This is a genomic window from Vibrio sp. CAU 1672 (genome assembly GCF_029223195.1).
In the GTDB taxonomy this organism is placed as follows: Bacteria; Pseudomonadota; Gammaproteobacteria; order Enterobacterales; family Vibrionaceae; genus Vibrio.
The window spans coordinates 44,161-70,048 of sequence record NZ_JARHUF010000021.1; the positions used below are offsets into that span (position 1 = coordinate 44,161).

General features: G+C 48.0%; 26 protein-coding genes, 1 tRNA gene and 1 pseudogene. 19 read left to right on the forward strand and 9 right to left on the reverse strand.

Annotation, left to right across the window (positions count from 1 at the left end; all coding sequences use genetic code 11):
• Nucleotides 1-15: 15 nt before the first annotated feature.
• The gene (gene purU, locus P2G85_RS16560; protein ID WP_275865175.1) at nt 16-849 is read right to left on the reverse strand and encodes a formyltetrahydrofolate deformylase; all 834 of its coding nucleotides are present in this window, start codon (nt 847-849) and stop codon (nt 16-18) included.
• Nucleotides 850-1,044: 195 nt separating this feature from the next.
• Here purU and P2G85_RS16565 point away from each other — a divergent pair, with 195 nt between their 5' ends.
• The 8 genes from P2G85_RS16565 to rnd all read left to right on the forward strand — a co-directional run bounded on the left by P2G85_RS16565 (nt 1,045) and on the right by rnd (nt 8,911).
• Nucleotides 1,045-1,242, forward strand: a complete 198-nt coding sequence (locus P2G85_RS16565) for a hypothetical protein (RefSeq protein ID WP_275865176.1) — start codon at nt 1,045-1,047, stop codon at nt 1,240-1,242.
• A 178-nt stretch (nt 1,243-1,420) separates the two neighbouring features.
• Nucleotides 1,421-3,331, forward strand: a complete 1,911-nt coding sequence (locus P2G85_RS16570) for an ATP-dependent DNA helicase (RefSeq protein ID WP_275865177.1) — start codon at nt 1,421-1,423, stop codon at nt 3,329-3,331.
• A 59-nt stretch (nt 3,332-3,390) separates the two neighbouring features.
• Nucleotides 3,391-4,092, forward strand: a complete 702-nt coding sequence (gene tsaB, locus P2G85_RS16575) for a tRNA (adenosine(37)-N6)-threonylcarbamoyltransferase complex dimerization subunit type 1 TsaB (RefSeq protein ID WP_275865178.1) — start codon at nt 3,391-3,393, stop codon at nt 4,090-4,092.
• Nucleotides 4,093-4,151: 59 nt separating this feature from the next.
• Complete coding sequence (locus tag P2G85_RS16580; protein ID WP_275865179.1) at nt 4,152-4,457, forward strand: chromosome partitioning protein ParA; 306 nt, start codon at nt 4,152-4,154, stop codon at nt 4,455-4,457.
• Nucleotides 4,458-4,479: 22 nt separating this feature from the next.
• On the forward strand, nt 4,480-5,037 hold the full coding sequence (locus tag P2G85_RS16585; protein WP_275865180.1) for a Slp family lipoprotein: 558 nt from the start codon (nt 4,480-4,482) through the stop codon (nt 5,035-5,037).
• 12 nt (nt 5,038-5,049) lie between these two features.
• Entirely contained in the window at nt 5,050-5,904 is an 855-nt protein-coding gene (locus P2G85_RS16590) for an alpha/beta hydrolase (protein WP_275865200.1), read from the forward strand.
• A gap of 105 nt (nt 5,905-6,009) precedes the next feature.
• Complete coding sequence (fadD, locus tag P2G85_RS16595) at nt 6,010-7,701, forward strand: long-chain-fatty-acid--CoA ligase FadD (protein ID WP_275865181.1); 1,692 nt, start codon at nt 6,010-6,012, stop codon at nt 7,699-7,701.
• Nucleotides 7,702-7,792: 91 nt separating this feature from the next.
• Nucleotides 7,793-8,911 (forward strand): ribonuclease D, encoded by a 1,119-nt coding sequence (rnd, locus tag P2G85_RS16600; RefSeq protein WP_275865182.1) that lies wholly within the window; start codon nt 7,793-7,795, stop codon nt 8,909-8,911.
• 158 nt (nt 8,912-9,069) lie between these two features.
• Here rnd and minE read toward each other — a convergent pair whose 3' ends face one another.
• The 3 genes from minE to minC are packed head-to-tail and all read right to left on the reverse strand — an operon-like array spanning nt 9,070 to nt 10,829.
• On the reverse strand, nt 9,070-9,333 hold the full coding sequence (gene minE / locus P2G85_RS16605; RefSeq protein WP_275865183.1) for a cell division topological specificity factor MinE: 264 nt from the start codon (nt 9,331-9,333) through the stop codon (nt 9,070-9,072).
• A 2-nt stretch (nt 9,334-9,335) separates the two neighbouring features.
• Nucleotides 9,336-10,148 (reverse strand): septum site-determining protein MinD, encoded by an 813-nt coding sequence (gene minD, locus P2G85_RS16610; RefSeq protein ID WP_275865184.1) that lies wholly within the window; start codon nt 10,146-10,148, stop codon nt 9,336-9,338.
• Nucleotides 10,149-10,166: 18 nt separating this feature from the next.
• Nucleotides 10,167-10,829, reverse strand: a complete 663-nt coding sequence (gene minC, locus P2G85_RS16615; protein WP_275865185.1) for a septum site-determining protein MinC — start codon at nt 10,827-10,829, stop codon at nt 10,167-10,169.
• A gap of 197 nt (nt 10,830-11,026) precedes the next feature.
• Here minC and P2G85_RS16620 point away from each other — a divergent pair, with 197 nt between their 5' ends.
• The 5 genes from P2G85_RS16620 (at nt 11,027) to P2G85_RS16640 (ending at nt 16,334) form a co-directional block, all read left to right on the forward strand.
• On the forward strand, nt 11,027-11,308 hold the full coding sequence (locus P2G85_RS16620; protein ID WP_275865186.1) for a YcgL domain-containing protein: 282 nt from the start codon (nt 11,027-11,029) through the stop codon (nt 11,306-11,308).
• 47 nt (nt 11,309-11,355) lie between these two features.
• Nucleotides 11,356-12,327: a lytic murein transglycosylase gene (locus tag P2G85_RS16625; RefSeq protein WP_275865187.1), complete on the forward strand. Its 972-nt coding sequence runs from the start codon at nt 11,356-11,358 to the stop codon at nt 12,325-12,327.
• A 69-nt stretch (nt 12,328-12,396) separates the two neighbouring features.
• A complete protein-coding gene (locus P2G85_RS16630; protein ID WP_275865188.1) occupies nt 12,397-13,341 on the forward strand; it encodes a LysR family transcriptional regulator in 945 nt (314 codons plus the stop codon).
• Between the two features lie 235 nt (nt 13,342-13,576).
• On the forward strand, nt 13,577-14,776 hold the full coding sequence (locus P2G85_RS16635) for a NupC/NupG family nucleoside CNT transporter (RefSeq protein ID WP_275865189.1): 1,200 nt from the start codon (nt 13,577-13,579) through the stop codon (nt 14,774-14,776).
• A 121-nt stretch (nt 14,777-14,897) separates the two neighbouring features.
• Nucleotides 14,898-16,334: an IS1182 family transposase gene (locus tag P2G85_RS16640; RefSeq protein ID WP_275865190.1), complete on the forward strand. Its 1,437-nt coding sequence runs from the start codon at nt 14,898-14,900 to the stop codon at nt 16,332-16,334.
• A gap of 241 nt (nt 16,335-16,575) precedes the next feature.
• Here P2G85_RS16640 and P2G85_RS16645 read toward each other — a convergent pair whose 3' ends face one another.
• Both P2G85_RS16645 and folD read right to left on the reverse strand, forming a co-directional pair.
• Nucleotides 16,576-16,827, reverse strand: a complete 252-nt coding sequence (locus P2G85_RS16645; RefSeq protein WP_275865191.1) for an HPr family phosphocarrier protein — start codon at nt 16,825-16,827, stop codon at nt 16,576-16,578.
• Nucleotides 16,828-17,047: 220 nt separating this feature from the next.
• Nucleotides 17,048-17,911 carry a bifunctional methylenetetrahydrofolate dehydrogenase/methenyltetrahydrofolate cyclohydrolase FolD gene (folD, locus tag P2G85_RS16650; protein ID WP_275865192.1) on the reverse strand — a complete coding sequence of 288 codons (864 nt, stop codon included), beginning with the start codon at nt 17,909-17,911 and terminating at the stop codon, nt 17,048-17,050.
• A gap of 204 nt (nt 17,912-18,115) precedes the next feature.
• On the opposite strand from folD, the gene P2G85_RS16655 reads away from it, so the two are divergent.
• A tRNA-Arg gene (locus P2G85_RS16655) sits at nt 18,116-18,192 on the forward strand.
• Between the two features lie 49 nt (nt 18,193-18,241).
• Nucleotides 18,242-19,126: a site-specific integrase gene (locus P2G85_RS16660; RefSeq protein WP_275865193.1), complete on the forward strand. Its 885-nt coding sequence runs from the start codon at nt 18,242-18,244 to the stop codon at nt 19,124-19,126.
• Nucleotides 19,127-19,384: 258 nt separating this feature from the next.
• On the opposite strand, the gene P2G85_RS16665 is transcribed toward P2G85_RS16660, so the two are convergent.
• Entirely contained in the window at nt 19,385-20,005 is a 621-nt protein-coding gene (locus P2G85_RS16665; protein WP_275865194.1) for an outer membrane beta-barrel protein, read from the reverse strand.
• A gap of 452 nt (nt 20,006-20,457) precedes the next feature.
• Nucleotides 20,458-20,931, reverse strand: coding sequence for a hypothetical protein (locus P2G85_RS16670; RefSeq protein WP_275865195.1), 474 nt, complete (start codon nt 20,929-20,931; stop codon nt 20,458-20,460).
• A 235-nt stretch (nt 20,932-21,166) separates the two neighbouring features.
• Between P2G85_RS16670 and P2G85_RS16675 the strand changes: the two genes are divergently transcribed.
• From P2G85_RS16675 to P2G85_RS16690, 4 genes are all read left to right on the forward strand, one after another.
• Complete coding sequence (locus tag P2G85_RS16675) at nt 21,167-22,003, forward strand: hypothetical protein (RefSeq protein ID WP_275865196.1); 837 nt, start codon at nt 21,167-21,169, stop codon at nt 22,001-22,003.
• Nucleotides 22,004-22,172: 169 nt separating this feature from the next.
• Complete coding sequence (locus P2G85_RS16680; RefSeq protein ID WP_275865197.1) at nt 22,173-22,379, forward strand: helix-turn-helix domain-containing protein; 207 nt, start codon at nt 22,173-22,175, stop codon at nt 22,377-22,379.
• Nucleotides 22,380-22,440: 61 nt separating this feature from the next.
• Nucleotides 22,441-24,891: a DUF3987 domain-containing protein gene (locus P2G85_RS16685; protein ID WP_275865198.1), complete on the forward strand. Its 2,451-nt coding sequence runs from the start codon at nt 22,441-22,443 to the stop codon at nt 24,889-24,891.
• Nucleotides 24,892-25,121: 230 nt separating this feature from the next.
• Nucleotides 25,122-25,616: a hypothetical protein gene (locus P2G85_RS16690; protein WP_275865199.1), complete on the forward strand. Its 495-nt coding sequence runs from the start codon at nt 25,122-25,124 to the stop codon at nt 25,614-25,616.
• A 149-nt stretch (nt 25,617-25,765) separates the two neighbouring features.
• Here the strand turns inward: P2G85_RS16690 and P2G85_RS16695 are convergent.
• A pseudogene (locus P2G85_RS16695) lies at nt 25,766-25,888 on the reverse strand (IS481 family transposase); the annotation flags it as partial.

Sequence of the window (25,888 nt, forward strand, 5' to 3'; positions counted from 1 at the left end):
TAGAATGTCATGCGTTTAGAGCAGGACGGTTTTATTGCCGTACACAAACACGTGATCGTTGAGCACTTTATTGAGCGCTTTACTCAATACGTTCTTCTCTACATCCCGGCCCGCCTGCGCCATATCCTGCGCGCTGAAGGTATGGTCTACCGGGATCACGTCCTGCTTGATGATTGGCCCTTCATCCAGGTCATTGGTAACAAAGTGTGCTGTAGCACCAATGATCTTCACGCCACGATCGTAGGCTTGCTGGTAAGGTTTTGCGCCGATAAACGCTGGCAGAAAGCTGTGGTGGATATTGATGATCTTATGATGGTACTTTTCCACGAATGCCGGGGTCAGTACGCGCATGTATTTGGCCAGGACTAAGTAATCCGCCTCGTACTGATCGATTACCTCCAGCATCTGCTGCTCGTGTTCTTCACGGCTGAGGCCTTCGTGAGATACACAGTGGTAAGGAATGTCAAAGCGCTCCGTCAGGCTTTGCAGCTTATCGTAGTTACCGATCACTGCAGCAATCTCGACATCGAGGCTGCCGTCATAGTTTTTCATCAGAATATCGCCCAGACAGTGGGCTTCCTTGGTCACCAGGATCACGATGCGCTTGCGTGGCGAGCTGATCAACTTGCGTTTCGCGCCAGACGGCAGCGCCTGGTCCAGATCGGCGAGAAAGGTATGATCATTGAAGTAACCTTCTAACTCCGTGCGCATAAAAAAGTGCCCACTGGTGTTATCTACAAACTCGTTGTTGTGGATGATGTTCAGTTGATGCTTATAACAGATGTTGGTGATTTTGGCGATCAGGCCGGGTGCATCTGTACAGTGAGTCAGTAGTGTTTTCTTTTCCATATATAAGGTACTTCCATGAAATAATTATTTTAGCGTACGAAAAATTGTTTACGCCAATAAGGGTGAGCTATGCCGCAATCTGACCCTCATAAATAATCTATTATCGAGTTGGTTTCAACAAATTATCGAAGCGAATTTATCCGCAGGTACTCTTGTTGGCTGATAGTAAATTATAATAACTCCAAGGTGGTGCGTATGGACAAAGAACTACTAGCACGCAAACTCTATCAAGAGCGCGTTAGCGCTTTAGTGGGAGATCTAACTATAGACGAACAGACGCTTGAGCAGATGTGGGATAGTAAAGCTCCTCCTGCTCAGGCAGCCAAAGCGCTGATGAGCACTGATGCATTTCATGGCCCGGCGTGGCTTAACCGTTATCTCAGCCGCAAATAAACGCCATTCAAAACACACACCAGAACACCTTCCGGGGCGGGGCGAGCAGTCGTCTTGCCCCGGCTCACTTATGTAAAGCGATGACGCTATGGTGTCATACGCTAAGTAACTTCACCGGGTGATCCCAAGCGTAGATTTGTTATACTCAGCGCAACTTTTTGACCACCAGTAATCAGGCATGATCGCAAAAACTTTTTCTTCGGACGGCGCACTAGGCAAAGCCATACCCGGTTTTCAGGCTCGTCAGCCGCAAATCGACATGGCGCAAGCGGTTCACCAAGCGATCCAGCAACAGAGGCAGTTGGTGGTGGAAGCCGGAACCGGAACCGGTAAAACGTTCGCCTATCTGGTGCCGGCGCTGCTTAGCGGCAAGAAGGTCATCATCAGTACCGGCTCAAAGAACCTGCAGGAACAGCTTTATCATCGTGATTTGCCGCTGATGACATCGGCGCTGGGCTTTTACGGCCAGGTGGCCCTGCTCAAAGGCCGTTCCAACTACTTATGTTTAGACCGCCTGAGCCGGCAAATGGTGGAGAGCCATTCAAATGAGGCGGACCCGACTCTGCTGACGCAACTGGTCAAAGTGCGCAGCTGGTCATCTGAGACCAAAACAGGCGATTTGGGTGACTGTGATCACCTGCCTGAAGACAGCCTGATCATCCCGACCATTACTTCGACCAATGATAATTGTCTGGGCAAGGAGTGCCCAAGCTATAGTGACTGTTTTGTCCTCAAAGCACGTAAGAAAGCCATGGATGCCGACATTGTGGTGGTCAATCACCACTTGTTTCTGGCAGATTTGGCGATCAAAGAGACCGGCTTTGGTGAGCTGATCCCGGAGGCGGATGTCTTTATCTTTGATGAAGCCCACCAGTTGCCAGATATCGCCAGTGAATACTTTGGCCAGTCCTTGTCGAGCCGACAAATTCACGAGTTGGCGAAAGATATAGAGATGGCCTATCGCACCGAAGCAAAAGACATGCGTCAGTTGCAAAAAGTCGGTGACAGGTTAATGCAAAGTGCGCTGGACATGCGCATTGTACTCGGCGAGCCGGGGTTTCGCGGTAACTGGCGTGAAGCGTTGCAATCTGAATCGATCAAGCGCGAACTGGTTCGTTTGACAGACAGTTTGGATCTGGCCATCGATGTACTTAAACTGGCGCTTGGCCGCAGCCAACTGCTGGATGCGGCCTTTGAACGGGCGAACCTGATCAAAGGCCGGATTGACCGAGTATGTGATGTCGATATTACCGGTTACTCATACTGGTATGATACTTCACCGCGCCATTTTGCGCTGCACATTACCCCTTTGTCGGTGGCGGATAAATTTCATGAGCAAATCGAGATCAAGCAAGGGGCGTGGGTTTTTACCTCGGCCACCTTAGCGGTCTCGGGCGATTTTAAGCACTTTACTGAACGCTTGGGACTCAAGCCCCAGCAGCAGTTTTCCTTGCCGTCACCGTTTGATTACCAGCAACAAGCCCGGTTGTGTGTGCCGCGCTATCTGCCAGAGCCAAACAGCCATGGTTTAGCCGATAAACTGGCCAGGCTGCTGGCACCGGTGATTGAAGAAAACCAGGGGCGTTGCTTCTTCTTGTGCACGTCTCACAGTATGATGCGTGAACTGGGGGAGCGTTTCAGAGAGCTGCTCGATTTACCGGTGTTGCTACAAGGTGAGATGAGCAAGCAAAAAACCCTGGCGGAGTTTATGGAGTTAGGTAATGCGCTGCTGGTGGCGACCGGGGCGTTTTGGGAAGGTATCGACGTTAGAGGTGATGCGCTTAGCTGTGTTATCATCGACAAATTGCCATTTACCGCGCCGGATGATCCGTTGCTCAAAGCGCGCATCGAAGACTGTCGCCTGCGTGGCGGCGAGCCATTTACGGAAGTGCAACTGCCTGATGCGGTCATTACCCTCAAGCAGGGCGTCGGGCGTTTGATTCGTGATGAGCGTGATCGGGGCGCATTGATCATCTGTGATAACCGCTTGGTTACCCGGGATTATGGTGGGATCTTTTTGGGCAGTTTACCGCCGATTCCAAGAACCCGTGATTTAGAACGGATCAAGCAGTTCTTACAGTCAGAATAACTGACCACCTTCATCAGAATGTGGTTTAACCAATTGAAAGATAAATTGTAGAGAGTTACATGAGCACAAAAATTCTTGCTATCGATACCGCGACGGAAAATTGTTCAGTCGCGTTACTGGTGGGCGACCACGTGATTTCACGCAGCGAAGTTGCACCGCGTGACCACACCAAAAAGGTATTGCCTATGGTAGATGAAGTGCTAAAAGAAGCAGGTCTGACTCTACAAGAACTGGACGCGCTGGCGTTTGGCCAGGGGCCGGGCAGCTTCACTGGCGTGCGCATCGGTATTGGTATCGCACAAGGCCTGGCATTTGGTGCTGACTTACCAATGATTGGCGTTTCGACGCTTGCCGCGATGGCACAAGGCAGTTATCGCCGCCACGGTGCGACTGACGTAGCGGTTGCTATTGATGCCCGCATGAGCGAAGTTTACTGGGCTCGTTACACCCGCCAGGACAGCGGCGAATGGACAGGCGTGGATGCAGAATGTGTTATCCCACCGGCACGCTTAGTGGAAGAAGCACAAGCAGATGAGAAAACGTGGACCACAGCCGGCACCGGCTGGGATGCTTATCAAAATGAGCTTGCTGGTCTGCCGTTCAGCCTGACCAGCAGCGAGATCCTCTACCCAGACTCACAAGACATCGTGATACTCGCGAAACAACAACTGGACAAAGGCAATACCGTTGCAGTGGAAGAGTCGAGCCCGGTCTATTTACGGGATAATGTGACGTGGAAGAAACTTCCGGGTCGCGAGTAATTGATTTTTCATTAGTATGACAAAATTCAGGGCTCTGCCCTGAATTTTTATGGAGCGTTATGGCGTCTATCAATGGTTTACCTCCTGCGTCAATACCGGGTGCAAATCGCACCAATAAGGCCGGTAAAAAAGGCCAGGTAAAGAAAGCTCAGGACAAGCAACCGGTTGGCCAGCCTTCCAAGGTGGCAAACGCCGTTGCGCATTCCATAAAGCAGGTGGATGAAGCGCAGCTCCATCGTGCCCAGGTACAGTATGACCTTCCCGAAGGCCGTGGCCGTAAGGCATTGGAAGAGTATATGGGAGTGATGAACCAGGCGAAAAGAGAGGAACTTAACCAACTACTTGGTGTCGACATTTACATCTGATCAGAATAATCACGGGGAGTGTATGAAATTATCCGGACGCACGTTACTGGCGCTGTTAGCTGCCATCGGTTTGTCTGCCTGTAGCTCATTACCCGAAGAGCTGAATGCCAGCACCGAGCAGGTGGTGACAGATTATGAAGCGTTTGCGCGGGCGCAAGGCCAAGTCCGTGAAGATGTAAGGTTGGGCGGTATTATTGCCCGGGTCGACAACATGAAAGACCAGACTCGTCTTGAAGTGGTTAATTTACCGATCAATAAATCAGGTAAGCCGAATATTGATAAGGAGCCATCGGGCCGTTTTGCGGTGTATATCAAGGGTTATCTAGAGCCGGTGGCATTCAGTCAGGGGCGCTTGATCACTGTGGTCGGGCAGCCGGGTGGTGAAGAAGCCGGTATGATTGGTGAGCATGACTACACCTTTCCGGTCGTGAATGGAACGGGTTACCGTTTGTGGAAAATCGAAGAGCGGGTGCGCATGTACGATACACCGACCTACCTTTCCCCTTGTTATTCGCTCAATTGTCGGATGATGCGCAGTGACTTTCCACAGGATGGGAAGGTAATTAAGCAGGTCAAATAAGTCACAGGAATGATTACTGAACGTCAATTTACCTTGCCGTCAGGTACGATGGCGGCACTTGAAATCGGCGACATAAAAACGACTGAAATTTCAGTCGTTTTTATTCATGGGTGGCTGGATAATGCCGCCAGCTTTTATGAGTTGATGCTCGAGCTCCATCAGTTTGAGCCGCACCTGCATTTATTGGCGATTGATCTGTTTGGTCATGGTCATTCCAGCCACAAATCTGCCGACAATTACTATCCTTTTCATGATTACATAGCTGATTTAAATCAGCTTTTGGACGTTTTATCGCCAAACAGACTGGTGTTGGTCGGTCATTCTCTTGGTGCTTTGATCGCAAGTTGTTATAGTGCTGCGTTTCCAGAGCAAGTTGACGCCCTAATCCAGATTGAAGGTGCGGGCCCCTTAGCCGAAACCCCGGCCAATAGCGTTCAGCGGATGCGTGACGGGGTGTTAAGCCGGGCGCTACAGCGTCAAAAGCCGCAACGTGCTTTGGCTTCATTTGAACTGGCGCTTAAGCTGCGTATGCAGGCGAACCGTCTGGCCGCTGATCAAATCAGGGCGGTCGTCGAACGGGGCACTGAGCAACGCGATAATCAATGGTTCTGGCGTCATGATGCCAAACTGAAATGTGATTCGTTGTACCGGATGGCGCATGAGAATGCCAATGCAATCACTCGTCAGATCCGATGCCCACATCTGCTCATTCTTGGTGAGCAAGGGTTTCAGAATTTAAAGTCTAATCCAGCAGACTGGGGCGGAAATCCACCTGAGGTGATCTCCGTTCCGGGCGGGCATCACTGTCATTTAGAGCAAAAACTCGAAGTCGCACAGCGAATTCTTGGTGTAGTTAACAAAATTTAAACAAGTGTTTGAGAGTTTCGTGCTCAAGCATAACTGCTGTGCTGTAATAGCGCTCAAGATAATAAGAGCGCTATTTTTAGCCAGTTATAAACGAGGAGTAACATCGTGGATAAACCATGGCTTTCACGTTATCCAAGTGACGTACCTGAAACCATTAACCCAGAGCAGTACGAATCGCTGGTGGAAATGTTTGAACAGTCGGTGCAGAAGTATGCCGACCAGCCGGCATTTATGAACATGGGTTCGGTGATGACCTTCCGTAAATTGGAAGAGCGCAGCCGTGCCTTTGCCGCCTATCTGCAAAATGAGCTGAAACTGCAAAAGGGTGATCGTGTGGCGCTGATGATGCCAAACCTGCTGCAATATCCGGTGGCGCTGTTCGGTATTTTGCGTGCAGGTTTGATCGCCGTAAACGTGAACCCGCTTTACACTCCTCGTGAACTTGAGCACCAGCTGAATGACTCTGGAGCGACGACGATCGTCATCGTCTCAAATTTTGCCAATACCCTTGAGCAAATCGTGGATAATACGCCAGTTAAGCACGTGGTGCTGACCAGTTTGGGTCAGATGCTACCGCGGGCGAAAGGCACCCTGGTTGATTTTGTGGTGAAGTACGTAAAAGGCATGGTGCCTAAGTACGACCTGCCGGGCGCGATCTCTATGCGCAAAGCCCTGCACAAAGGACGCCGCCTTCAGTATGTGAAGCCGTTTATGTCAGGCGATGACATCGCGTTTCTCCAGTACACTGGGGGCACGACGGGGGTTGCGAAAGGCGCGATTCTGACTCATCGCAATATGATTGCCAACGTAATGCAGGCCAAAGGGGCATACGGTCCGGTATTGAGCGCCGGACGTGAGTTAGTGGTGACCGCACTGCCGCTTTACCACGTGTTTGCCCTGACGGTAAACTGCCTGCTGTTTATCGAAATGGGCGGGCGTAACCTGCTGATCACCAACCCGCGCGATATTCCGGGTTTTGTCAAAGAACTGCAGAAGTATCCGTTTACCGCGATCACCGGTGTTAATACCCTGTTCAACGCACTGGTTAACAACGAAGATTTCCATGAACTGGACTTCAGCAACCTGCGCCTTGCCGTCGGCGGCGGAATGGCCGTGCAGCGTGCGGTTGCCGAAAAATGGCTGAAAACGACCGGCTGTTACCTGCTTGAAGGTTATGGTTTGACTGAGTGTTCGCCGTTGGTGGCGGCGTATCCGCATGATCTGATCGAATACAATGGTTCGATTGGTTTGCCGGTGCCTTCCACAGAAATCCGTATTGTCGACGATGAAGGTAACCCACTGCCGAATTCGGCCACCGGTGAACTGCAGGTGCGCGGCCCACAGGTGATGCAGGGTTACTGGCAGCGTCCGGAGGCAACCAAGGACGTGGTAGATGCAGATGGTTGGTTATCCACCGGTGATATCGTCAAGTTCGATGAGGAAGGCTTCTTACATATTGTTGACCGTAAAAAAGACATGATCCTGGTGTCGGGTTTTAATGTTTATCCGAATGAGATTGAAGATGTGGTCGCACTACATGGTAAAGTGCTGGAGGTGGCCGCTATCGGTCAGCCGCATGAGGTGTCTGGTGAAGTGGTGAAGCTTTATGTGGTCAAACGCGATCCTAGCCTGACGAAAGAAGAGATTATTTCGCACTGTCGTCAGCACTTAACTGGGTATAAGGTGCCGAAACTGGTCGAGTTCAGAGAAGAGCTGCCAAAGACCAATGTCGGCAAAATCCTGCGCCGTGTGTTGCGGGAAGAGAATGACGCCGAACTGGCCAAGAAGAGTGCCTGATAAGGTCAGTTTGTCGATGTGACAACCATTTATGGCCAAATTAATGTTAGAATGCCAGCGTTTTGCTGGCATTTTTTATAGCGAGAAGCATGTGAATTACCAAATTATTACGAAAAACAAAGACCTGGAAGAAGTGTGTGCTCTGGCCAGAGACGCAGACGTTGTGATGTTAGATACCGAGTTTGTTCGTGTCCGGACCTACTATCCGCAACTGGGTTTGATTCAGCTTTTCGATGGCCAACAGCTCTCTTTGATCGATCCCACCGTACTGACTGACATGACCCCGTTTGTGGCATTGATGCAAGACACCTCTGTGTTAAAGGTGTTGCACGCATGTGGTGAAGATCTGGAAGTGTTTCAAAATAGCTTCGGTTGTACACCACTGCCGATGGTTGATACCCAGCTAATGGCGGCTTTTTTAGGCCATGGTCTGTCAACTGGCTTTGCCACCCTGGTTGAGGAATATCTGGGCGTTGAACTCGATAAAAGTGAATCACGCGCCGACTGGGTGGCTCGTCCTTTGACGCCAAAGCAGCTCGATTACGCCGCCGCTGACGTTTATTACCTGATGCCTTTGTACGAAAAACTGTTTGAGCGTGTTGCTGATGCAGGCTGGTGGGAAGCGGTGCAGCAAGAAAGTGACTTACTGGTTGCAAAGCGTATCCGTGACGTTCACCCCGACAGCATCTATCGGGACATTAAAGGTGCCTGGCAGTTGAAGCCACGTGAACTGGCGATTCTCAAACCACTGGCGAAGTGGCGCTATAATGAAGCGCTGAAACGTGATTTGGCGCTGAACTTCATTTTTAAAGAGAACGACCTGCTGACGGTGGCGCGACTTGGCCTCACCGATTTCAGAAAGATGGAAGCGGAGGGGATTGATCCCCGTGCCATCAATCGCCACGGGGCGAAAATCGCAGCGATTGTCAAGCAAGCGAAGCAAACCCCAGCCGACGACCATCCGGCTAAAATTGAACGTCTGATGGACTATCCTGGTTATAAACAGCTGTTCAAAAACATGAAAGATGTGGTGAAGAGTGTGGCGCAGCATTCTGGACTGGCCACCGAGTTCCTCGCCTCGAAGAAACAGATCAATCAGATGATCAGCTGGGTCTGGAAACAAGATCGTGACCCGGCCAAAGTGCCCGATGTAATGCAAGGCTGGCGGCTGGAGCTGCTCGGTGAGAAAATGAACAAGGTAATGAAGTAGTTTTAGAAAAAAGGTTGGCCATTGGCCAACCTTTTTTGATATACGCGTATGCAATAAATGCCAGCCTCCGGGCTGGGATATCAGCGCGTGGAAGGCTAAAGCTGAACTGAGCAATGAGCGCCTACTTTCAGCTTTGCGCACCTCACCTGACGGCTTGGTTACTTCTCGTCGTCAGGCAGCTTCACATTAAGCTCAAGGACAGAGATATCATCGTCTTTGTGTTCAAAGGTCAAATCCACCATATTCGGATCGATGGCGACGTATTTGCTGATCACCTTCAGAATATCTTCTTTCAGTTGTGGCAAGTAAGACGGTGCAGGATCGTCCTGGCTACGGCGTTCGGCGACAATGATTTGCAGGCGCTCTTTGGCCAAGTTGGCCGAAGTTTTTTTCTGCGGGCGGAAAAATTCTAATAGTGACATGATTAGCCTCCGAACAGACGTTTAAAGAGTCCTTTCTTCTCCTCAGTAAGGAAACGAAAATCTACCTGGTTACCGAGTAGGCGTTCCACTGTATCCGCGTAAGCAATTCCCGCGTCGGTGTTCTCATCAAAAATGACTGGCACGCCTTTGTTGGACGCGTTCAGTACCGCCTGGCTTTCCGGGATGACACCGAGCAAAGAAATATGCAGGATATCCTCTACATCTTCAACGCTTAACATTTCTCCCTGGCTGACCCGCCCAGGGTTGTAGCGCGTGAGCAGCAGGTGTTGTTTGACCGGCTCCAGGCCCTGCTCGGCGCGCAGTGACTTAGAGTCAAGAATGCCAAGAATTCGGTCTGAATCTCGCACTGATGAGACTTCCGGGTTGGTGGTTACAATCGCTTCATCGGCGTAGTAAAGCGCCATTAGTGCGCCTTGTTCAATACCGGCTGGTGAGTCACAGATAATGAAGTCAAAGCCCATTTCGCCCAGTTCGTTAAACACGCGTTGCACACCATCTTTAGTCAGTGCGTCTTTATCGCGCGTTTGTGAAGCCGGCAGAATGAACAAGTTATCGGTGCGTTTATCTTTGATCAGCGCTTGGTTCAGTGTCGCCTCGCCGTTGATGACATTGACGAAATCGTAAACCACACGACGTTCACACCCCATGATCAGGTCGAGATTACGCAGACCAATATCAAAGTCGATCACCGCGGTTTTCTTTCCTTTGAGTGCTAAGCCAGAGGCGATGGCTGCACTCGACGTGGTTTTGCCCACGCCGCCTTTACCAGACGTAACAACAATAATGCGTGCCATTATATTTCCTTTTTAAACTTAAATCGTGAGCGTTTCCAAATGTAATGACTCTTCGGCTTTACTGATCATTACCTTTTGCTGCCAAAACTCACTCGCAATTTGATCGCTCAGCCAGTAGTCTCCGGCAATGGAGATAAGCTCAGCTTGTAAATCGTGACAAATAATACGTGCGTCTTTCTGCCCGCTGGCACCTGCAATAGCACGACCGCGCAGCGTACCGTGAATGTGAATCGAGCCATCCGCAATGACCTCGGCTCCGGCACTGACGTGGCTTAGTACCAGTAAATCACCATCTTTGGCGTAGATCTGCTGTCCGGAACGTACTGGAGTACGAATAACTTTGGTCGGTGCGATTTTAGCGGGGGCCTGAGTCGGCGACTTGCTGGCGGTCATGATGGCGAAGCCAGCTTCAGAGGCCAGGTTTTGCGTCCGCTTGTCTTTACAACCGCTGACACCGACTGGAATAAACCCGGCGTCAGCGATGCCTTGTTTCAATCCGGAGAAATCAATATCGCCTTCGACTTTTGCAATATTGATTACCAAAGGTGCGGATGCGAAGAAAGAGGGAGCCTGAGAAACCTTTTCTTGCAAAAATTCTACAGTTTTGACGATATTGTTGTCAGAAAGGTGTAAAACTGACAAAGTAAAACTGCTACCTTTAAGGTCAGGTGATTGGGTCATCGTGGACTTGTTGCCTCTGTTGAAAGAGCGTTGCCTTAAACTAGGTATGTCATGTTATATTTCATCCTTGAACGCAGCAAGTTATCTTGGCGGCAAATCGGTTATTTTTGTCTCAAACTTGCTATTTAGATTGCGAATATTTTACGTTTACACCACTTCCGTACCCAAGTTGCGGAAATTAGCATAAAAGGCTTGTCATGCTTTGTTCTATTTATAAAAGCGCCAAAAAAGAAGGCACTTATCTCTACATTCCTAAAAAGGATGATTTTTCCCAGGTTCCTGACACCTTGATGCAAATGTTTGGTAAGCCTATCCCGGTGATGACGATCAAGCTTGAAGGTCGCTCGCTGGCACAGGTCGATGTGGAAAAAGTGAAAGCTTCGTTAAAGCAGGACGGTTTTTTCCTCCAAGTGCCGCCACCACCAGAAAATCTACTGGAAAAGTACAAAGAACAAAAAGCTCAGCAACGCGACGAGTAATTAATTTACCCGGGTTTGAGAGCTGTCAGTTGCTCAAGGAGGGCAATATGAAAACACTACTTGCAACCATGCTCAGTATTGGCGTTTGTTGCTCGGCATTGGCTGCTGATGAAGGTTTTGAGGCTTATCTTGATAAGTTGCGGGCAGAAGCAAGGGATAAAGGTATTTCTGAACAAACCATCAGTGCGGCGTTTGCCAATGTGGAGTACAAACCGCGTGCGGTAACCGCCGATCGGAATCAGCCCGAGAAAAGGTTAACCCTGGACGAATACATTCCACGCGCGGTTCCGGATTGGAAAGTCGAACAGGCCAAAGCGCTGTATCAGACACATCAGCAGGAGCTGGCGCGTATTGGTGCGTATTACGGCGTCCAGCCGCGTTTTATTGTCGCGCTATGGGGCGTTGAGAGTAATTTCGGTAAGTTTACCGGTAACTTCCGCGTGATTGATGCGTTGTCGACCCTGGCGTTTGAAGGGCGGCGCGAAGCCTTCTTTCGCGGCGAAACCATGGCGGCGTTAGAGATCCTGGATCAGGGGCATATTGAACTGGATAATTTTAAAGGTTCCTGGGCCGGTGCGATGGGGCAATGTCAGTTTATGCCGAGCTCTTTCTTGCGTTTTGCCGCGGACGGCAATGGTGATGGCAGGAAAGACATCTGGCAATCGCAGGCTGATGTGTTTGCCTCGACGGCCAATTACCTGAGTGAGTCCGGTTGGGATGACAGCTATACCTGGGGGCGCCAGGTTAAGGTACCTAAGGGGATCAACCCGGCACTGCAAGGACGCGAGGCAGATCAAGGTAAGTACCTGCAGCAATGGAGCCAGTTGGGGATCACTAAATATGATGGTAGTCCATTGCCCAAGCTGGACAAGGATATCAAAGCCTGGCTGATCATGCCTGATGATGAAAATGGCCGGACTTATTTGGTTTACAACAACTACAACGTGTTGATGAAATGGAATCGTTCCTACTACTTTGCTCTGGCCGTCAGTCACCTGGCTGACCGAATCATCGACTAAAACTACTATCATCTTCAGGGGCTTTTCGGAGCCCTTTATTTTTTCGTTCCTAAAAATTCGAGGTATTGCGTGTTATCTGAACGTGCTGCACAGATGGTGATCTTCTCTGCGTTGATCAAACATAAAAGCTTTACCGCGGCAGCCAAAAGCCTAGGGGTCTCGGTGTCACATGTCAGTAAGCAGCTCAGCCAGTTAGAGGCATCATTAGGCATCAAGCTGGTTCAGCGTACGACCCGGAGTTTTACCCCAACGGACGCAGGTCGCACCTTTCAGCATCATTGTGAACAGGTGGTTCAAGCGGTAAACAGTGCGACACTGGAAATGGAAAGCCAGCGCGATGAGGTGGCGGGCTTAGTCCGTTTAGGCCTGTCACAGTCTTTCGGCACCTTACACATCATTCCGGCGATCCAGGAGTTGCGGGAGCAATACCCACAGCTTCAGGTCGAAGTACACTTGTTTGATTACAAAGTCGATATGCTGGCAGAAGGTCTTGATCTGTGGGTGACCAACAATGAACGTTTGCCGGAAGGTTATATTGCCCAGCGCTTGGCCGACTGCCAGTTTGTTGTCGTCGCCTCTCCCGAGTATTTACTAAAGCACAATACTCCGACTGAGCCGAATGAGCTTTCTCAGCATAATTGCTTGATTTATAGAAGCTGGGAGCGCGATTATACCAGCTGGGCCTTCACCAAAAATGAGCAAGAGCTCAATGTGAAGGTATCGGGAAACTATTCGGTTGATCTGGCGGAGGCGGTCAGAGATGCGGCCGTTTCAGGCTGGGGAATTGCTTATCTTGCGACGTATTTGCTCGGGGATGAGTTCCGTACCGGGAAGCTAATTCAGTTGCTGCCAGACTGGAAAGCCAGTCAATCCATGCCATTTTATGCGGTTTATCCCAGTCGCCAGCATATGCCGAAACGGATCTCAGCAGTGATTGATTTCATCAAACAAAAAATAGGCACCCCGTGCCATTGGGATCAGCGTTTAGCACCTTATCTCACCATTCCCAAATAAGCGGCACATAAGCTGATTGCCATCACAAAATTTTTCTCAATTCAGAAACATATTTTCCAAATGGAAATAATAATCAGAGGCAAACGTTTATATTTAATTAATTCATAGGTTTATCTGGCTGTTTAAATAGTGAGCGGCTAAACTTTTCACCCTGTTAACATCCTCAACTTGCAGCATTTCTAGCTGGCTATACAATCCGGCGTCTTTCCTGTCCTCCTTTTGTCGGAACCACTTTATGAACTCTATTATTGGTATCGTTGCCATTCTAGTCTTAGCATGGCTACTTTCTACAAACAGAAAAAATATCAAACTAAGAACAGTCTCACTGGCATTTGCCCTGCAAGTGCTGTTTGCCCTATTGGTTTTATATGTGCCAGCAGGCCGTGAAGCGTTAAGTTCAGTCAGTGACGTGGTTTCTAATCTGATCAATTATGGTCAAGAAGGTATCGGTTTCCTGTTTGGTAACCTGGCAACCGGCGGTTTCACCTTTGCAATTAATGTACTCGGTATCATTGTTTTCTTCTCCTCTTTGATCTCGGGCTTGTACCATCTTGGTGTGATGCCAAGAGTGATCAACTTCATTGGTGGCGGCATTCGCAAGTTGCTCGGGATTGGCCGTGCAGAATCTCTTTCCGCAACAGCAAACATTTTTGTCGGCACAATCGAAGCTCCGCTAATGGTCAAACCGTATCTTAAGCACATGACTGACTCGCAGTTTTTTGCGGTAATGACCGGTGGCCTGGCTTCAGTTGCTGGTGGTACTTTGGTGGGGTATGCCTCGCTGGGCGTGGATCTGAACTACCTGATTGCGGCGGCGTTTATGTCGGCACCTGCAGGTCTGCTGATGGCGAAGATGCTAATGCCAGAGGACGAAGCGGTAACTCAGGATATTGATATCAGCCAGGTGGAAATTCCTCGCGCCACCAATGTGGTTGAGGCGTTAGCTGACGGTGCAATGGCTGGCGTGCGGATCGCAGTTTCTGTCGGCGGTACATTGTTGGCTTTCATCAGTGTGATTGCGCTGCTCAACGGCATGCTCGGCTGGGTGGGCGGCTTGTTTGGTATCGAGCTGAGCTTTGAGCTGGTGTTAGGCTACCTGTTTGCCCCGGTGGCATGGCTGCTTGGTATTGCCTGGGAGGAGGCAATTACGGCAGGCTCGCTGATTGGTAATAAAATCGTGGTCAATGAGTTTGTCGCTTTCATCCAACTTGCCGATGTGAAATCACAGCTTAGCGAGCATTCACAAGCGATCGTGACATTTGCCCTGTGCGGTTTTGCCAATATCTCAAGTATGGCAATGCTGATTGGCGGTTTAGGCTCTTTGGTTCCAGAAAAGCGCGCGTTTGTGTCAAAGCACGGTTTCCGCGCCATTATTGCCGGGGTGATGGCAAACCTGATGAGCGCCTCGATTGCCGGTGTGATTTTGAGTTTGTAACCCGAGTATCAGTACAAACAAAAAGAGGCTCCATAGTGAGCCTCCCAGACTGCTGACAAAGGTCTAGCTTTCGAGCTAGACCTTTGATCTAATAGGAGTATCGAAATATGGATACTCCGATATGCTTCAAGAACCTATTCCGCAACAATACGAACTGGAAATGGTGACGATGGAACAGTTAGTTCCTAAAAACCATTTAGTACGTAAAATCGATAATGCTATCGACTTCGAATTCATTCGAGATGAAGTCGCTCATCTTTACTGTAAAGATAATGGACGCCCACCTGTTGACCCTGTTCGCCTCTTCAAAATCATCTTACTTGGCTACATCTTTGGCATAAAAAGTGAGCGTCAGCTCGTCAAAGAAATTGAAGTGAATGTCGCTTACCGCTGGTTCTTGCGGATGTCATTAACAGAGAAAGTCATTCACGCTTCTACTCTCAGCCAAAACCGCATTCGTCGCTTTAATGGCACGGATGTATTCGAACGTATTTTCATTAATATCGTAGAGCAAGCCGTGTCGAAAGGCTTGGTCGCGGGTCAAGAGCTCTTTACGGACAGTACTCATCTAAAAGCAAACGCCAACAAGAATAAACACATCAATAAAGTCACGCCGGTTCGCGCGAGTACCTACCTTGATATGCTGGATGAAGACGTCACTCTAGACCGAGAAAAAGCGGGTAAGAAACCGCTTAAGGCTCGGGGATCAGAGCCAAAAACAAAGAATACCAAAACCAGTACCACTGACCCTGAGAGTGGCTTCATGACTCGTGACCATAAGCCACAAGGCTTCTTCTATCTCGACCATCGAACCGTGGATGGTCAACACGGGATTATCCTCGATACCTATACCACCGCGGGCAACATCAATGACTCACAGCCTTACGTTCAACGCTTAGATTACACGCTTGCCACATTCCAACTGAACCCTATAGCCGTTGGACTGGATGCAGGTTACTTTACCGCTCCAGTGGCCGAGTCACTTGAACGTCGAGGTATTCTTGGCGTGTTCGGTTATCGACGCCCATCTAGAACGAAGAATACGTTCAAAAAGAAACACTTTACTTACGATGCGCAAAGAGACAGCTACCAATGCCCAAATGGTCAGGCGTTGCTTTATAAGACCACATCACGCGATGCCTATCGTGAATACCACTCAGACCCTAAAGAGTGTGCGTTCTGCCCGATGAGAGATGACTGCACTCAAAGTAAAAACATGAAGAAAGTGATTACTCGGCATATCTATAGTGACGCAGTAGAGAGGGCGAACCAAATGCGGCTCTCTTCCTACGGAAAAAAGACTTATCGACGTCGAAGTGAAACCGTAGAGCGGAGCTTCGCAGACGCCAAGCAACATCATGGTCATCGTTATGCTCGCTTCCGCGGTCTAGCCAATGTGCAAATGCAATGTTGGTTGGCAGCGGCAGCCCAAAACATCAAGAAGATAGCGTTGGTGATGAGCTATCTCCGAAAAATGGGCTTAAACATGGCAGAAATAAGGCAAATACTTGCTTCTGTATGCCTATGTAATGAAAAGAAACTTCTGCGCACGATATAGCAAAAAATATCGCGATCGCGACCTACGGTCGCTTCCAAAAAAGAACCCCGCTTGAAAAAGCGGGGTTCGTCATCAATCTGAGAGGCTCCATAGTGAGCCTCCTTTTTTTGGTTCGAGAGTTTTTATTACTTTGTGGCGGCAACCGCCGGGCTGACCGAACTGCGATGAGCAACTGAATCAGCGGGGCGGGTTGGGGAACCAAAGTGCCACCGGGATACTTTGGCTCCCGGTCAGACTGGAATTATCCGGTGACACGTTCGAGGAAGCTGCTCAGTTCATCCACCGCCTGGCGGTTGGTGGACTGAACGGTAACTTCTGTGCCTTTGACCAGGTTTAGGGTCTGCAGTTTGAACAGGTTTTTGGCCGTGGCCGATTTACCATTGGAGATTAGCTCCACCTCTTCCGAATATTTTTTGGCTTCTTTAACGAACTGTGCAGCAGGTCGAGTGTGAAGACCGTTTTCTGCAGTGATGACAGCATTTTTTTTAAACATAGTAAGCAACTCCAGAGTAAAGATGAATCTGTATTAGGTTGCTTCATAGTTATTCATCTTTCCGTGCAATACCGTGATCGCAAAGCCGCAAATCGCCAGAGGGGCAGGGGATTGGTAAAATTTGTGAGGTAGACCTTGTAACTTAATGAAATATAACAACTAAAATGTGCTACAGGGGGCTAAAAAGTAGCCGGCGAAAACCGGCTACTGACAAGAAGGGCTATTTTTTCTTGGTATGGAACTGTTCACAGGCGACCATGGTGTTCTCAATCAGGCTGGCCACTGTCATCGGTCCGACCCCGCCAGGGACCGGAGTAATAAAGCTGGCATGTTCGCGCGCTTTGCTGTATTCCACATCACCCACCAGTTTGCCGGTTTCCAGGCGGTTAATACCCACATCGATCACTACAGCACCAGGCTTGATCCAATCGCCGGGAATGAAGTTTGGTTTGCCGACCGCGACGACAACCACATCGGCCTGACGGACGTGGTTTTCCAAATCTTTGGTAAAGCGGTGACAGGTGGTGGTGGTGCAGCCGGCCAGCAGCAGCTCCAGGGTCATCGGACGGCCGACAATGTTAGAAGCACCGACAATGACGGCATGTTTGCCGCGTAGCTCAATGTTGTAACGATCAAGCAGGGTAATGATACCTTTTGGCGTACAAGAGCGCAGTTTTGGAATGCGCTGCGCCAGACGGCCCACGTTGTATGGGTGGAAGCCATCCACGTCTTTTTCCGGCAGGATGCGCTCCAGTACATGGGTCGAGTCGATACCGGCCGGTAAGGGCAGTTGAACCAGAATCCCGTCGATTTCGCTATCTTTATTCAGCTCGTCGATCAGCGTCAATAGCTCTTCTTCAGACGTTGTTGCGGCAAGGTCAAAGGATTTGGAGACGAAGCCAACTTCTTCACAAGCACGGCGTTTACTGCCAACATACACTTGTGATGCCGGGTCTTCACCGACAAGGACTACCGCTAAACCAGGTGCACGTAAGCCCGCTTCTACACGCGCTTTAACGCGAGCGGCAACTTCTGAACGAACGGTCTGGGAAATAAGCGTTCCATCAATATTCTGAGCAGTCATGGCTTTCCTTAACAAATTGAGAGGGCAAATTAGTTTCTGCGCATTGTCGCAGAAAAACTATTTAACATCTATACGCAAACGTTTGCCTTGTGGTGTTTTTGAACGTTTATTAATTTGGTGCCCTTTTTTTAGGCAGTTAGAACAGAATGTTATTAAAAGCCATTGATTTCACCCGTTGAACTCGTATAATCCTGTCCCTGTAGCGCGCCCTTAGCTCAGCTGGATAGAGCACGTCCCTTCTAAGGATGTGGTCGTAGGTTCGAATCCTACAGGGCGTGCCATTCTTACCCTCAGCACAGTCTTCCTATCCAAAACCGTTAGGACTGTGTCATGTATTTAGTGAACGATCTCACAAAAAATCCACCACAAAACCTTAATTTAAACACCCCAATTCCGTCTTGTATCGACAGCTATGTTCAAATTCGAGCGCAATACCATAAAACTTACGTCGGAACGTTAAGGTACCGATTAGAGCGCATCAGCCGCTACTTTTCTTCTTATTTAATCAAAGATCTCACCACAAGCCCTTATGCCAGGGATAACATCAACTCTTTCATCATTCATCGTCTATCTAGTGTCAAGCCAGGTACTGTTCGGAAAGATGCCGCCGCACTGCAAGCGATGCTTAATTGGCTTCGTCGGGATATCGGATTACAAATACCAGATATTTTTAAACAGATACGGTTGCCAAAAGATTACGGCGTTCGTCAGTTCATTCCAACTCATGAACAAGTTAAGGCGGTTGTCGCCAGATTGCCTACCGAAGAACTACGAGACATTTGTATGCTGTTGAGTGAAACAGCCTGTCGTAGGAATGAAGTTCTGAAACTGCGAAGGTGCGACGTCTACCTCGAACACCGCTATATACAGCTATGGAACACGAAAAACGGTGAAGACCGTAAGGTGCCGCTTTCTACAACTGCAATGGCAATACTGGGTAAAAGGATGGAGTTAACTACGGACAGAGCACCGACATATTCGGTCTTTAGTGCATTACCTGAATATGTCAGTAAAAAGTTTCGAAAAGCAGCCGACGAAGAAGGGTTACATGAGTTCGTCTTGCACTCACTTCGGCATTACAGGCTATCCAAGTTGATAGAAGCAGGGCATGACAGTGTATTGGTATCAAAGGTTTCGGGGCATCGGGATCATCGAGTATTGAGTAGGTACGTGAAGCTAGACGCTGAAGCTTTAGCGACAAGACTTTTTGATTAGGTTATCAATACATATCTTTGGGAAAGTTTCAGACTTCAAAAATTAGTGAAATTTCCGACTCCGATATATCGAGGTGGGGGGAGGGGTTCGCCCATTGGATCCGCCCCCCCTCCCTTCTATATCATCACATGATATTGCTGAAAGAGTCGCAACTTGTACTGAGTCTTCAGGTTGACTTAAGTTGTTGCTCTTGGCTTCAGGTGAAGACAATATTCCGAGGTGCTTATGTTTCTGTTAGCCGTTCGGTTTTTAGGTATATCAATTGAAGTACCAAGCGAGATTCATATTTACGCTGCTTGCCTCAAGCTTTGCATTGTATCTATCACCGTTAGACTCAGTAAAGCCGTACGATTCATCATGAAAAAGCATCCACTCTACCTGCAATTTTACTTTGTTTCCGTTGCCAACTTCCATGCCAAGGCCATACGCGAGATCACTTTCAGTTTCGCTTACCCCTAAGGCCTTGGCTGTGACCGAGCCGTAACCCAGTAAACCATACAGGCTGAAGTTGTCATGGATTGGCAACGTTGGTCGTGCAAATAAACCAAAATATCGGCTAATTTCGATAGGAACACCAAAAAATTCACCATCGTGAGCGTTAAAATAGGCACGGGCTTCTAGTGATGCCCAAGGGTTAAACCGGTAGCCAACGAAACCACCAATTAGAATATTATCATCAATATTGGCACTTGCCGTGAGGATAGTGTCATCTGCGGCATTGTAATACGTACCATCTGCATCGATAGTTGCAAATGCACCACCAAGGCCAAAGTAGATATCGTTGTATCCGGACTCGCTTTCACGATGTTCATTTGAGAAAGTACCATTTGATAATGTGAGTAGAAAGAGAGTCGTAGCAATTTTTGATGTAGTCTTCACACGTTCATCCTTAACGAACTATGAGTCCGTATTGATACATTTGTTTACAATATGCAATAGAAATATATGCAACAAATTGTAATTGAGCAAATATTGGACAGTGTTCTTTGTGTGCTCTTTTTAGGAGTGGCAGTGGGCGCAAGCTATTAGCTCTATTGATTGAGGCGAGAGTATCGCAAAGACTAGTGACGAAAGTTGTTTATGTGCTGTCTCTATGCGATTGGCGATGTTAGAAGGTTACAGGGTCGTGAAATTCCGAATGACCGAAGAGTGAGTAAAACTAGGTTTTCGAGCAAACTTCAGTATGGCTTCAAATATGCACGTTTTATGCAGTCTCTATTCAGTCACTTTTATTGAAATAACATAGTAAAACAAGCATTTCAGCGGACATTTTAGAATGGAGCGCCTTGTTTGGTGCAGATTATCGTTATTATGTTAAATGTAGCTGGTTTTTAATCATATTTTGGCAGGGCAGAGGACGTTTCCGCCTCCTGAGCGATATCGGCCAGAATGAAAGCCAATGGGTTGTTATTGTCCCCTGACACTTGTACCTGCTGTTTAGGGTTCCAATTGTGGCGGCTGCGACAATTCAACCAAAATTCCATTGCACGAACATCGGCAGGCAGCTCTTCCTGATAGGCTACAATTTCCCCAGATCTTAATACTTTCTCTTTGCGCAGCGTTACCCCTGTCGCTCGTCTAAATAGCTGGTAGGCCACCTCGGCGTCGGCCTGCATTTTACCCCGCTTACGTGCATCCGCGAATTCAGGGTACAGGCTAACCCAGTTAAATATCGTATCTCGATGCACCTCGAAGAAGTCTGCCAGGTCTTGGTCACGGGCACCCATTAAACACAGCTTGTAAGCTTGGTCTGCATATTCTGCTTTGTACTTGTTGTTATTGACGTTTCCGATTGGTGCTGACATACAAGGGGCCTTCTAATTTTTCAGGTTAGCATGTACTAATTTAGTTTATTCTAATCCGTGTCGGAGTCAAGTCATTGATGCTAGGTGTGACGGTGCTTGAACAACAATTATTATGCAAGTATTTGGCTAATAGTTCTTAATATTCAATGGGTTATATTTTTTGTTGTTCTTGCTTAAGTCGTCGTAATGTATTAGCGTGACCTTCTTTTGTATTGACATTCTATGAAGGAACGTTATGGAAATTAGATTTTATACACCTAGGCAGTTGTTTGAACACCTTAGGGAAAAAGAAACGGGTGATGCTGATCCATGGTGGGATAATTGGCCTACCTTGTCGGAGCAGGAGAAGTTAGCTAAAGATTTAATTAATCAGGGGAAATTGCATCGGAGCGTATACCTTGGTTTTGCCTTTGTTGATGCTGGTGGAAATCGTCACAATAGCGGCTTATATGGTACGTCATGTGTAATCCCTTTTGAAAGCATCTCTGAATACAAAGTTCATTCGTTATTTGATTTGAACGGGAACGAGGTGATTTTAGAAGCGGGGATTAATGTTATAGCTGATGGTTACAATGTTCCAACCTATTCAGTGGATGAGTATGTGGAGGCTTACGGTTTAAAGCGAGTCACTCCGCGCATCAACCCTGAAATGACACCCGGAAAAGATATTATTGTACCTACGCTGAGTAGTTTTCCCTCAGTGGAGCTTGGCACTCCTCTTACTAGAAAGCATGACCTTGGTGAAATCGAGCCCTTAGCCGAGTTGTTTGTAATTACGGAGACGAAAAACATAAACGAAATGGTTGAGCAAGTTAAAAAGATGTTCAACGAATTAGGCGTGCTACACGATCTCCAGAAGTATAGTGGCAAGTTTAAAGATGCTTATGATTTGTTGGTGTTAGGGTATGAGGGGCAGTTTGGAAATATCGCTCAAGGAACCAAGCATGATGTGGGTGATAAAAGTAAAGAAACCATCACAAATATCATTAAGGGCAGTCATGAACACCTATCAGCAACCGATGCTCACTTTGTGGCAAAAATGATCAACGAAGTACGCGACAACAAAAAGTGAAGCTGTCACCGCCCCCCCGAACAAAGCCACAGAAACAGTGGCTTTGTGCGTTGTTAGTCTCTAATTTTTTATCCCTTCCGCCCCCCTGGCCCACTAGCCGCTCCCTCTCTCCTTGCGATTAGTATTTCCTATGTCCCAAATGGACTGAAACAGAAACAAAGGAAATAAAATGAATACACTTCTTACACCGGCACAGTTGGCGGAATTGCTTCAAGTTACAGAGAAAACTCTGGCGAATCAGCGCTTCCAAGGTCGTGGTATACCGTTCGTAAAGATCGAGAAAGCGGTTCGTTACCGTTATACGGATGTTGAATCATACCTAGCGCTTCAATCAGTTGCGACAACACGTCATTCTGAAGCCATGGACAAGGAATAGGGGGACTGCAATGGAATTAAGTACTGCGAAATCATTAGTTACGACTACGGGCCTGACTCGTATGACTTACGCCGATCTCCAAAGCCAAGTGCGTGAACCCGCAAAGTTGGCCCTGACTGCTGTTCAATACCAGGAAATGTCGTCTGCGGAACGCGGTGACATTAAGAAGGCTCAGGCGTATTTCATTACTAGCCCAGCTCGTACACGTAGCAACAAAGCAGTTAAGGCTGCTGGTCTCAGCGCGATTGTACTTGACCTGGACAATACTACGGCTGATGTCGAAGGCATTTCTCACTTGCTAGCCGATGCCAACGTTAAGCGTTTCTGTTTATACACATCTTTGAGCCACACCAACATGCAACCTCGCTATCGTGTAGTTATACCGCTAGCGGAACACGCTAAATCTGCGCGTTGGTTGGTGGTTGCCCGCTACCTGAACGATGTTTTGTTCGTGGATTCCGACGACTGCAGCAAGACGATGGCACAAGCCTGGCTGTTGCCTGTGGTTACCGCTAATGGAGAGTACGATTTTTCAATCGTTGATAATGGCGAGCCGTTGGACATCAATGATGACAACCATCCGATTGTAAGTGAGGCTCTTAAGTTGGATGAGTTGGTCAACATGTCTTTGGAAGCGAAACCCGTCGCCCCACGAAATTTTAAGCAAGAGGATGATCAACTTAGCCCCATTAATGTGTACAACGAGGCGATGAGTATTCGCGAAGTGATGCTGCAGTATGGCTATATTTTTAAGTCGAAAAATCGTGCCGTTCACCCGAAAAGCGAAAGTGGCAGTGCTGGTATTTACATGTTTCCTGAAGGTGATCGCGCGTATTCTCATCATGGCTGTGATCCCTACTGTGGCAAGTCGTTTGACGCGTTTGACGTCTATGTTCAGTTTGAACATCAGGGAAATGTCAGAACTGCAATTAAGACACTAGGAAGCGAGCTGAAAACCGCTGAGGGTCTGAGCGTGAATGAGCACAATCAAAAGCTATTTCAGATGAAAAAAGCGTACTCAGCCTTACCTGCTTTCGACTTGGATACCTTTCTTGGGAAAGCACAAACGACTCAATCGGAAAGCGTTGAACCTCCCAAGTATGATGTTGCACCACCACCAGAACGCTGCTTCGTGTTTTCTGGTATTGGTAAGGACATCTATGAAAACATCATGAACACAGCAATTTATCCTCAACCTACCTTTGCGTTGGCTGCAACACTGATGATTATGTCAATGCTAGGCGGTGGTCGTTTAACTGGGACTCAGACTCATGTTCGCTCAAACCTGATGTTCATTTGTGTCGGCGAGTCGGGATCTGGCAAACAGCATAACATCAACAAAGTCGAGAGTATTACGCGGATAGTCAGCCCGGAATTAAACAAAAAAGTGCAGAATAAATTTGCCAGTGGGCCTGCATTCTGGAACTTCTTGGGTCACAAGAGCCAAGAGGTACTCCTGCTCGCCGATGAATGCGGATTCCTTTTCAGTGCGATCAAAAACAATAAGGGAGAGTATTTAGCCCAGCTATACGATTGTTTTCTTCAGGGGTACTCAGCAAGCAGTACCGTCATGAAGCCGACGGTATACGCGGACAAAGAGCGTAACAGTGATGTTGATATTGAACATCCACACATCTGTTTGATGGGATTTACAACGGAAAGTACCTTGTCTGACGCGCTGACTCATGAAGATTCATCTACGGGCCTGCTGCCACGCCTGTTATTTTTCCCCGCCGTTTATGATGTACCAGACAAACAGCAGTTTAACCCTGCAGGTTTGGGTTCACATGCATTAGAGGGGCTGAAATGGGCATACAACTTCACTAACTGGAAAGGTGATTTGGCCTACAAACGCAAATATCCACTTCATGTTCCGGCAACGACAGAAGCCGAGGCCTTGTTAGATGATTTTGGGCAGAAGAATCGTATTGCGATGCGAAGCGCTCAAAGTATGGAGCGTAACTTACTGAATCGCGCCGAGGAGAATGCTCGCCGTTTAGCACTCGTTTACTGGATGGATACTGTGCAGCCTACTGACGGGAAGGGCAATTTTTCAGAAGAGGGTATGATTCAAGTTGGTCATGTGGAACAGGCTATTGATCTTGTGAAGTGGTCTATGGCCTACACCTTAGAGTTCATGACGGATAAAGCGGGTTCCACTTCTACGAGTAAAGAGATTGACCGTCTGATTTCAATCATTAGCCAAGCTAAAACTTACAGTAAGACTCGTAAGGGGGAACTGTTCGACCGCCATCGTGGTTCACTCTCGAAGGGGCTTATGCCACGGGCGATTTTGGTCAAACAGTCCAAAAAATCAGCGAAATATCTCGACGAATTACTTGCAACAGCGGGTGCGATGGAGGCTATTGGGATCGTAACAGACCAAGTCACAGGTTCCACTTGTTACTTCGCCATTAAAGATCAAATGCAAATGATGGGAGAACAGAAGGAACAAAAGGGAACGGAAGGTGAACAGGCAAACCCAGTAACACCAACGCCTGTCGCGGGTTAATGGCGTCGTTCCCCTTGTTCACTGCCTTAAATCCTAAGTTTCTATTACGTAAGCGATAACGTAAATACGTTGGTAGTCAACTGTTAGGGTAATAGGGGGGGAATAGGGGGAATAGAACAAAACCAAATTTAACCCATAGAAATTAATAGATTATACCGTTCTCTTTCAGTGTGGGAATGCTGGGGGAATGACGGTGAATATGTTGAAACTTTACATCAAAGGAAAAGTTTATGAGCAGTAATTTATGTCATTTTTATAATCTACGTAATCCAGCCTATACGGTTACAGGAGAGCTTATTGCTAAATACGAAATCGATCACTCTGCGATGGCATATGATTACACAGGTGATTTGAGTGCATATGAGTTGTTCGAAAAATGGGTAGAGGTTGCTCGATCACAGAGTACAGATGGAATGGTTGATATTTGCTGGCACGTAACCGTTCAAGGTCAACGTTTCAAACCGGAGTTTATGCCTGGGCAATGCGGATCAGCCGGTGAGGGAGATTTTCTGTCATATTTTTCACAGCCTGTAAATGTAGAAACCGGGCAGTCTCTAGAGTGGTCTGCTGTACCAGTGAAACTACCGGTCTGGGATGAAGAAAACCTGGAAGGGCGGGGGTTTATCGAATACGTCACCGGATGGCAGCCAAGCCCACGCCAGTCCCAAGTGAGTATTGATTTTCTGGTTGAAGCTGCGAAAAAGAAGATCGAAGCAATTAATTAGCATAAGCTAAATTATAACAACTCCCTTCAACGTGAAGGGAGTTGTTGCTTTATTATAAGGCATTATTAAATTAGCACGGCCTAATGTAATTTGTACTAATTCAGACCTGATCTGACAGTTACCCACTTTTCGACTCGGTGGCTGTCAGGTTATATCTGGGCTAGATTCTTTTCAGACCAGATTGATTTCCCATCCTCTAATGTCTCTATTGGCGTTCGGCCACAGCACATTTTTCCTTGATGAGTACGATGATTGTTGTAGTAGTCCATCCA

Coding starts and splice junctions, on each gene's coding strand:
- P2G85_RS16660 (WP_275865193.1), top strand. CDS start 18,242: ATGTATTTAGTGAACGATCTCACAAAAAATCCACCACAAAACCTTAAT.
- P2G85_RS16675 (WP_275865196.1), top strand. CDS start 21,167: ATGGAAATTAGATTTTATACACCTAGGCAGTTGTTTGAACACCTTAGG.
- folD (WP_275865192.1), bottom strand. CDS start 17,911: ATGACTGCTCAGAATATTGATGGAACGCTTATTTCCCAGACCGTTCGT.
- minD (WP_275865184.1), bottom strand. CDS start 10,148: ATGGCACGCATTATTGTTGTTACGTCTGGTAAAGGCGGCGTGGGCAAA.
- P2G85_RS16640 (WP_275865190.1), top strand. CDS start 14,898: ATGCTTCAAGAACCTATTCCGCAACAATACGAACTGGAAATGGTGACG.
- P2G85_RS16580 (WP_275865179.1), top strand. CDS start 4,152: ATGGCGTCTATCAATGGTTTACCTCCTGCGTCAATACCGGGTGCAAAT.
- purU (WP_275865175.1), bottom strand. CDS start 849: ATGGAAAAGAAAACACTACTGACTCACTGTACAGATGCACCCGGCCTG.
- P2G85_RS16585 (WP_275865180.1), top strand. CDS start 4,480: ATGAAATTATCCGGACGCACGTTACTGGCGCTGTTAGCTGCCATCGGT.
- P2G85_RS16570 (WP_275865177.1), top strand. CDS start 1,421: ATGATCGCAAAAACTTTTTCTTCGGACGGCGCACTAGGCAAAGCCATA.
- minC (WP_275865185.1), bottom strand. CDS start 10,829: ATGACCCAATCACCTGACCTTAAAGGTAGCAGTTTTACTTTGTCAGTT.
- P2G85_RS16565 (WP_275865176.1), top strand. CDS start 1,045: ATGGACAAAGAACTACTAGCACGCAAACTCTATCAAGAGCGCGTTAGC.
- P2G85_RS16620 (WP_275865186.1), top strand. CDS start 11,027: ATGCTTTGTTCTATTTATAAAAGCGCCAAAAAAGAAGGCACTTATCTC.
- minE (WP_275865183.1), bottom strand. CDS start 9,333: ATGTCACTATTAGAATTTTTCCGCCCGCAGAAAAAAACTTCGGCCAAC.
- tsaB (WP_275865178.1), top strand. CDS start 3,391: ATGAGCACAAAAATTCTTGCTATCGATACCGCGACGGAAAATTGTTCA.
- P2G85_RS16670 (WP_275865195.1), bottom strand. CDS start 20,931: ATGTCAGCACCAATCGGAAACGTCAATAACAACAAGTACAAAGCAGAA.
- P2G85_RS16690 (WP_275865199.1), top strand. CDS start 25,122: ATGAGCAGTAATTTATGTCATTTTTATAATCTACGTAATCCAGCCTAT.
- P2G85_RS16635 (WP_275865189.1), top strand. CDS start 13,577: ATGAACTCTATTATTGGTATCGTTGCCATTCTAGTCTTAGCATGGCTA.
- P2G85_RS16625 (WP_275865187.1), top strand. CDS start 11,356: ATGAAAACACTACTTGCAACCATGCTCAGTATTGGCGTTTGTTGCTCG.
- P2G85_RS16685 (WP_275865198.1), top strand. CDS start 22,441: ATGACTTACGCCGATCTCCAAAGCCAAGTGCGTGAACCCGCAAAGTTG.
- P2G85_RS16680 (WP_275865197.1), top strand. CDS start 22,173: ATGAATACACTTCTTACACCGGCACAGTTGGCGGAATTGCTTCAAGTT.
- P2G85_RS16645 (WP_275865191.1), bottom strand. CDS start 16,827: ATGTTTAAAAAAAATGCTGTCATCACTGCAGAAAACGGTCTTCACACT.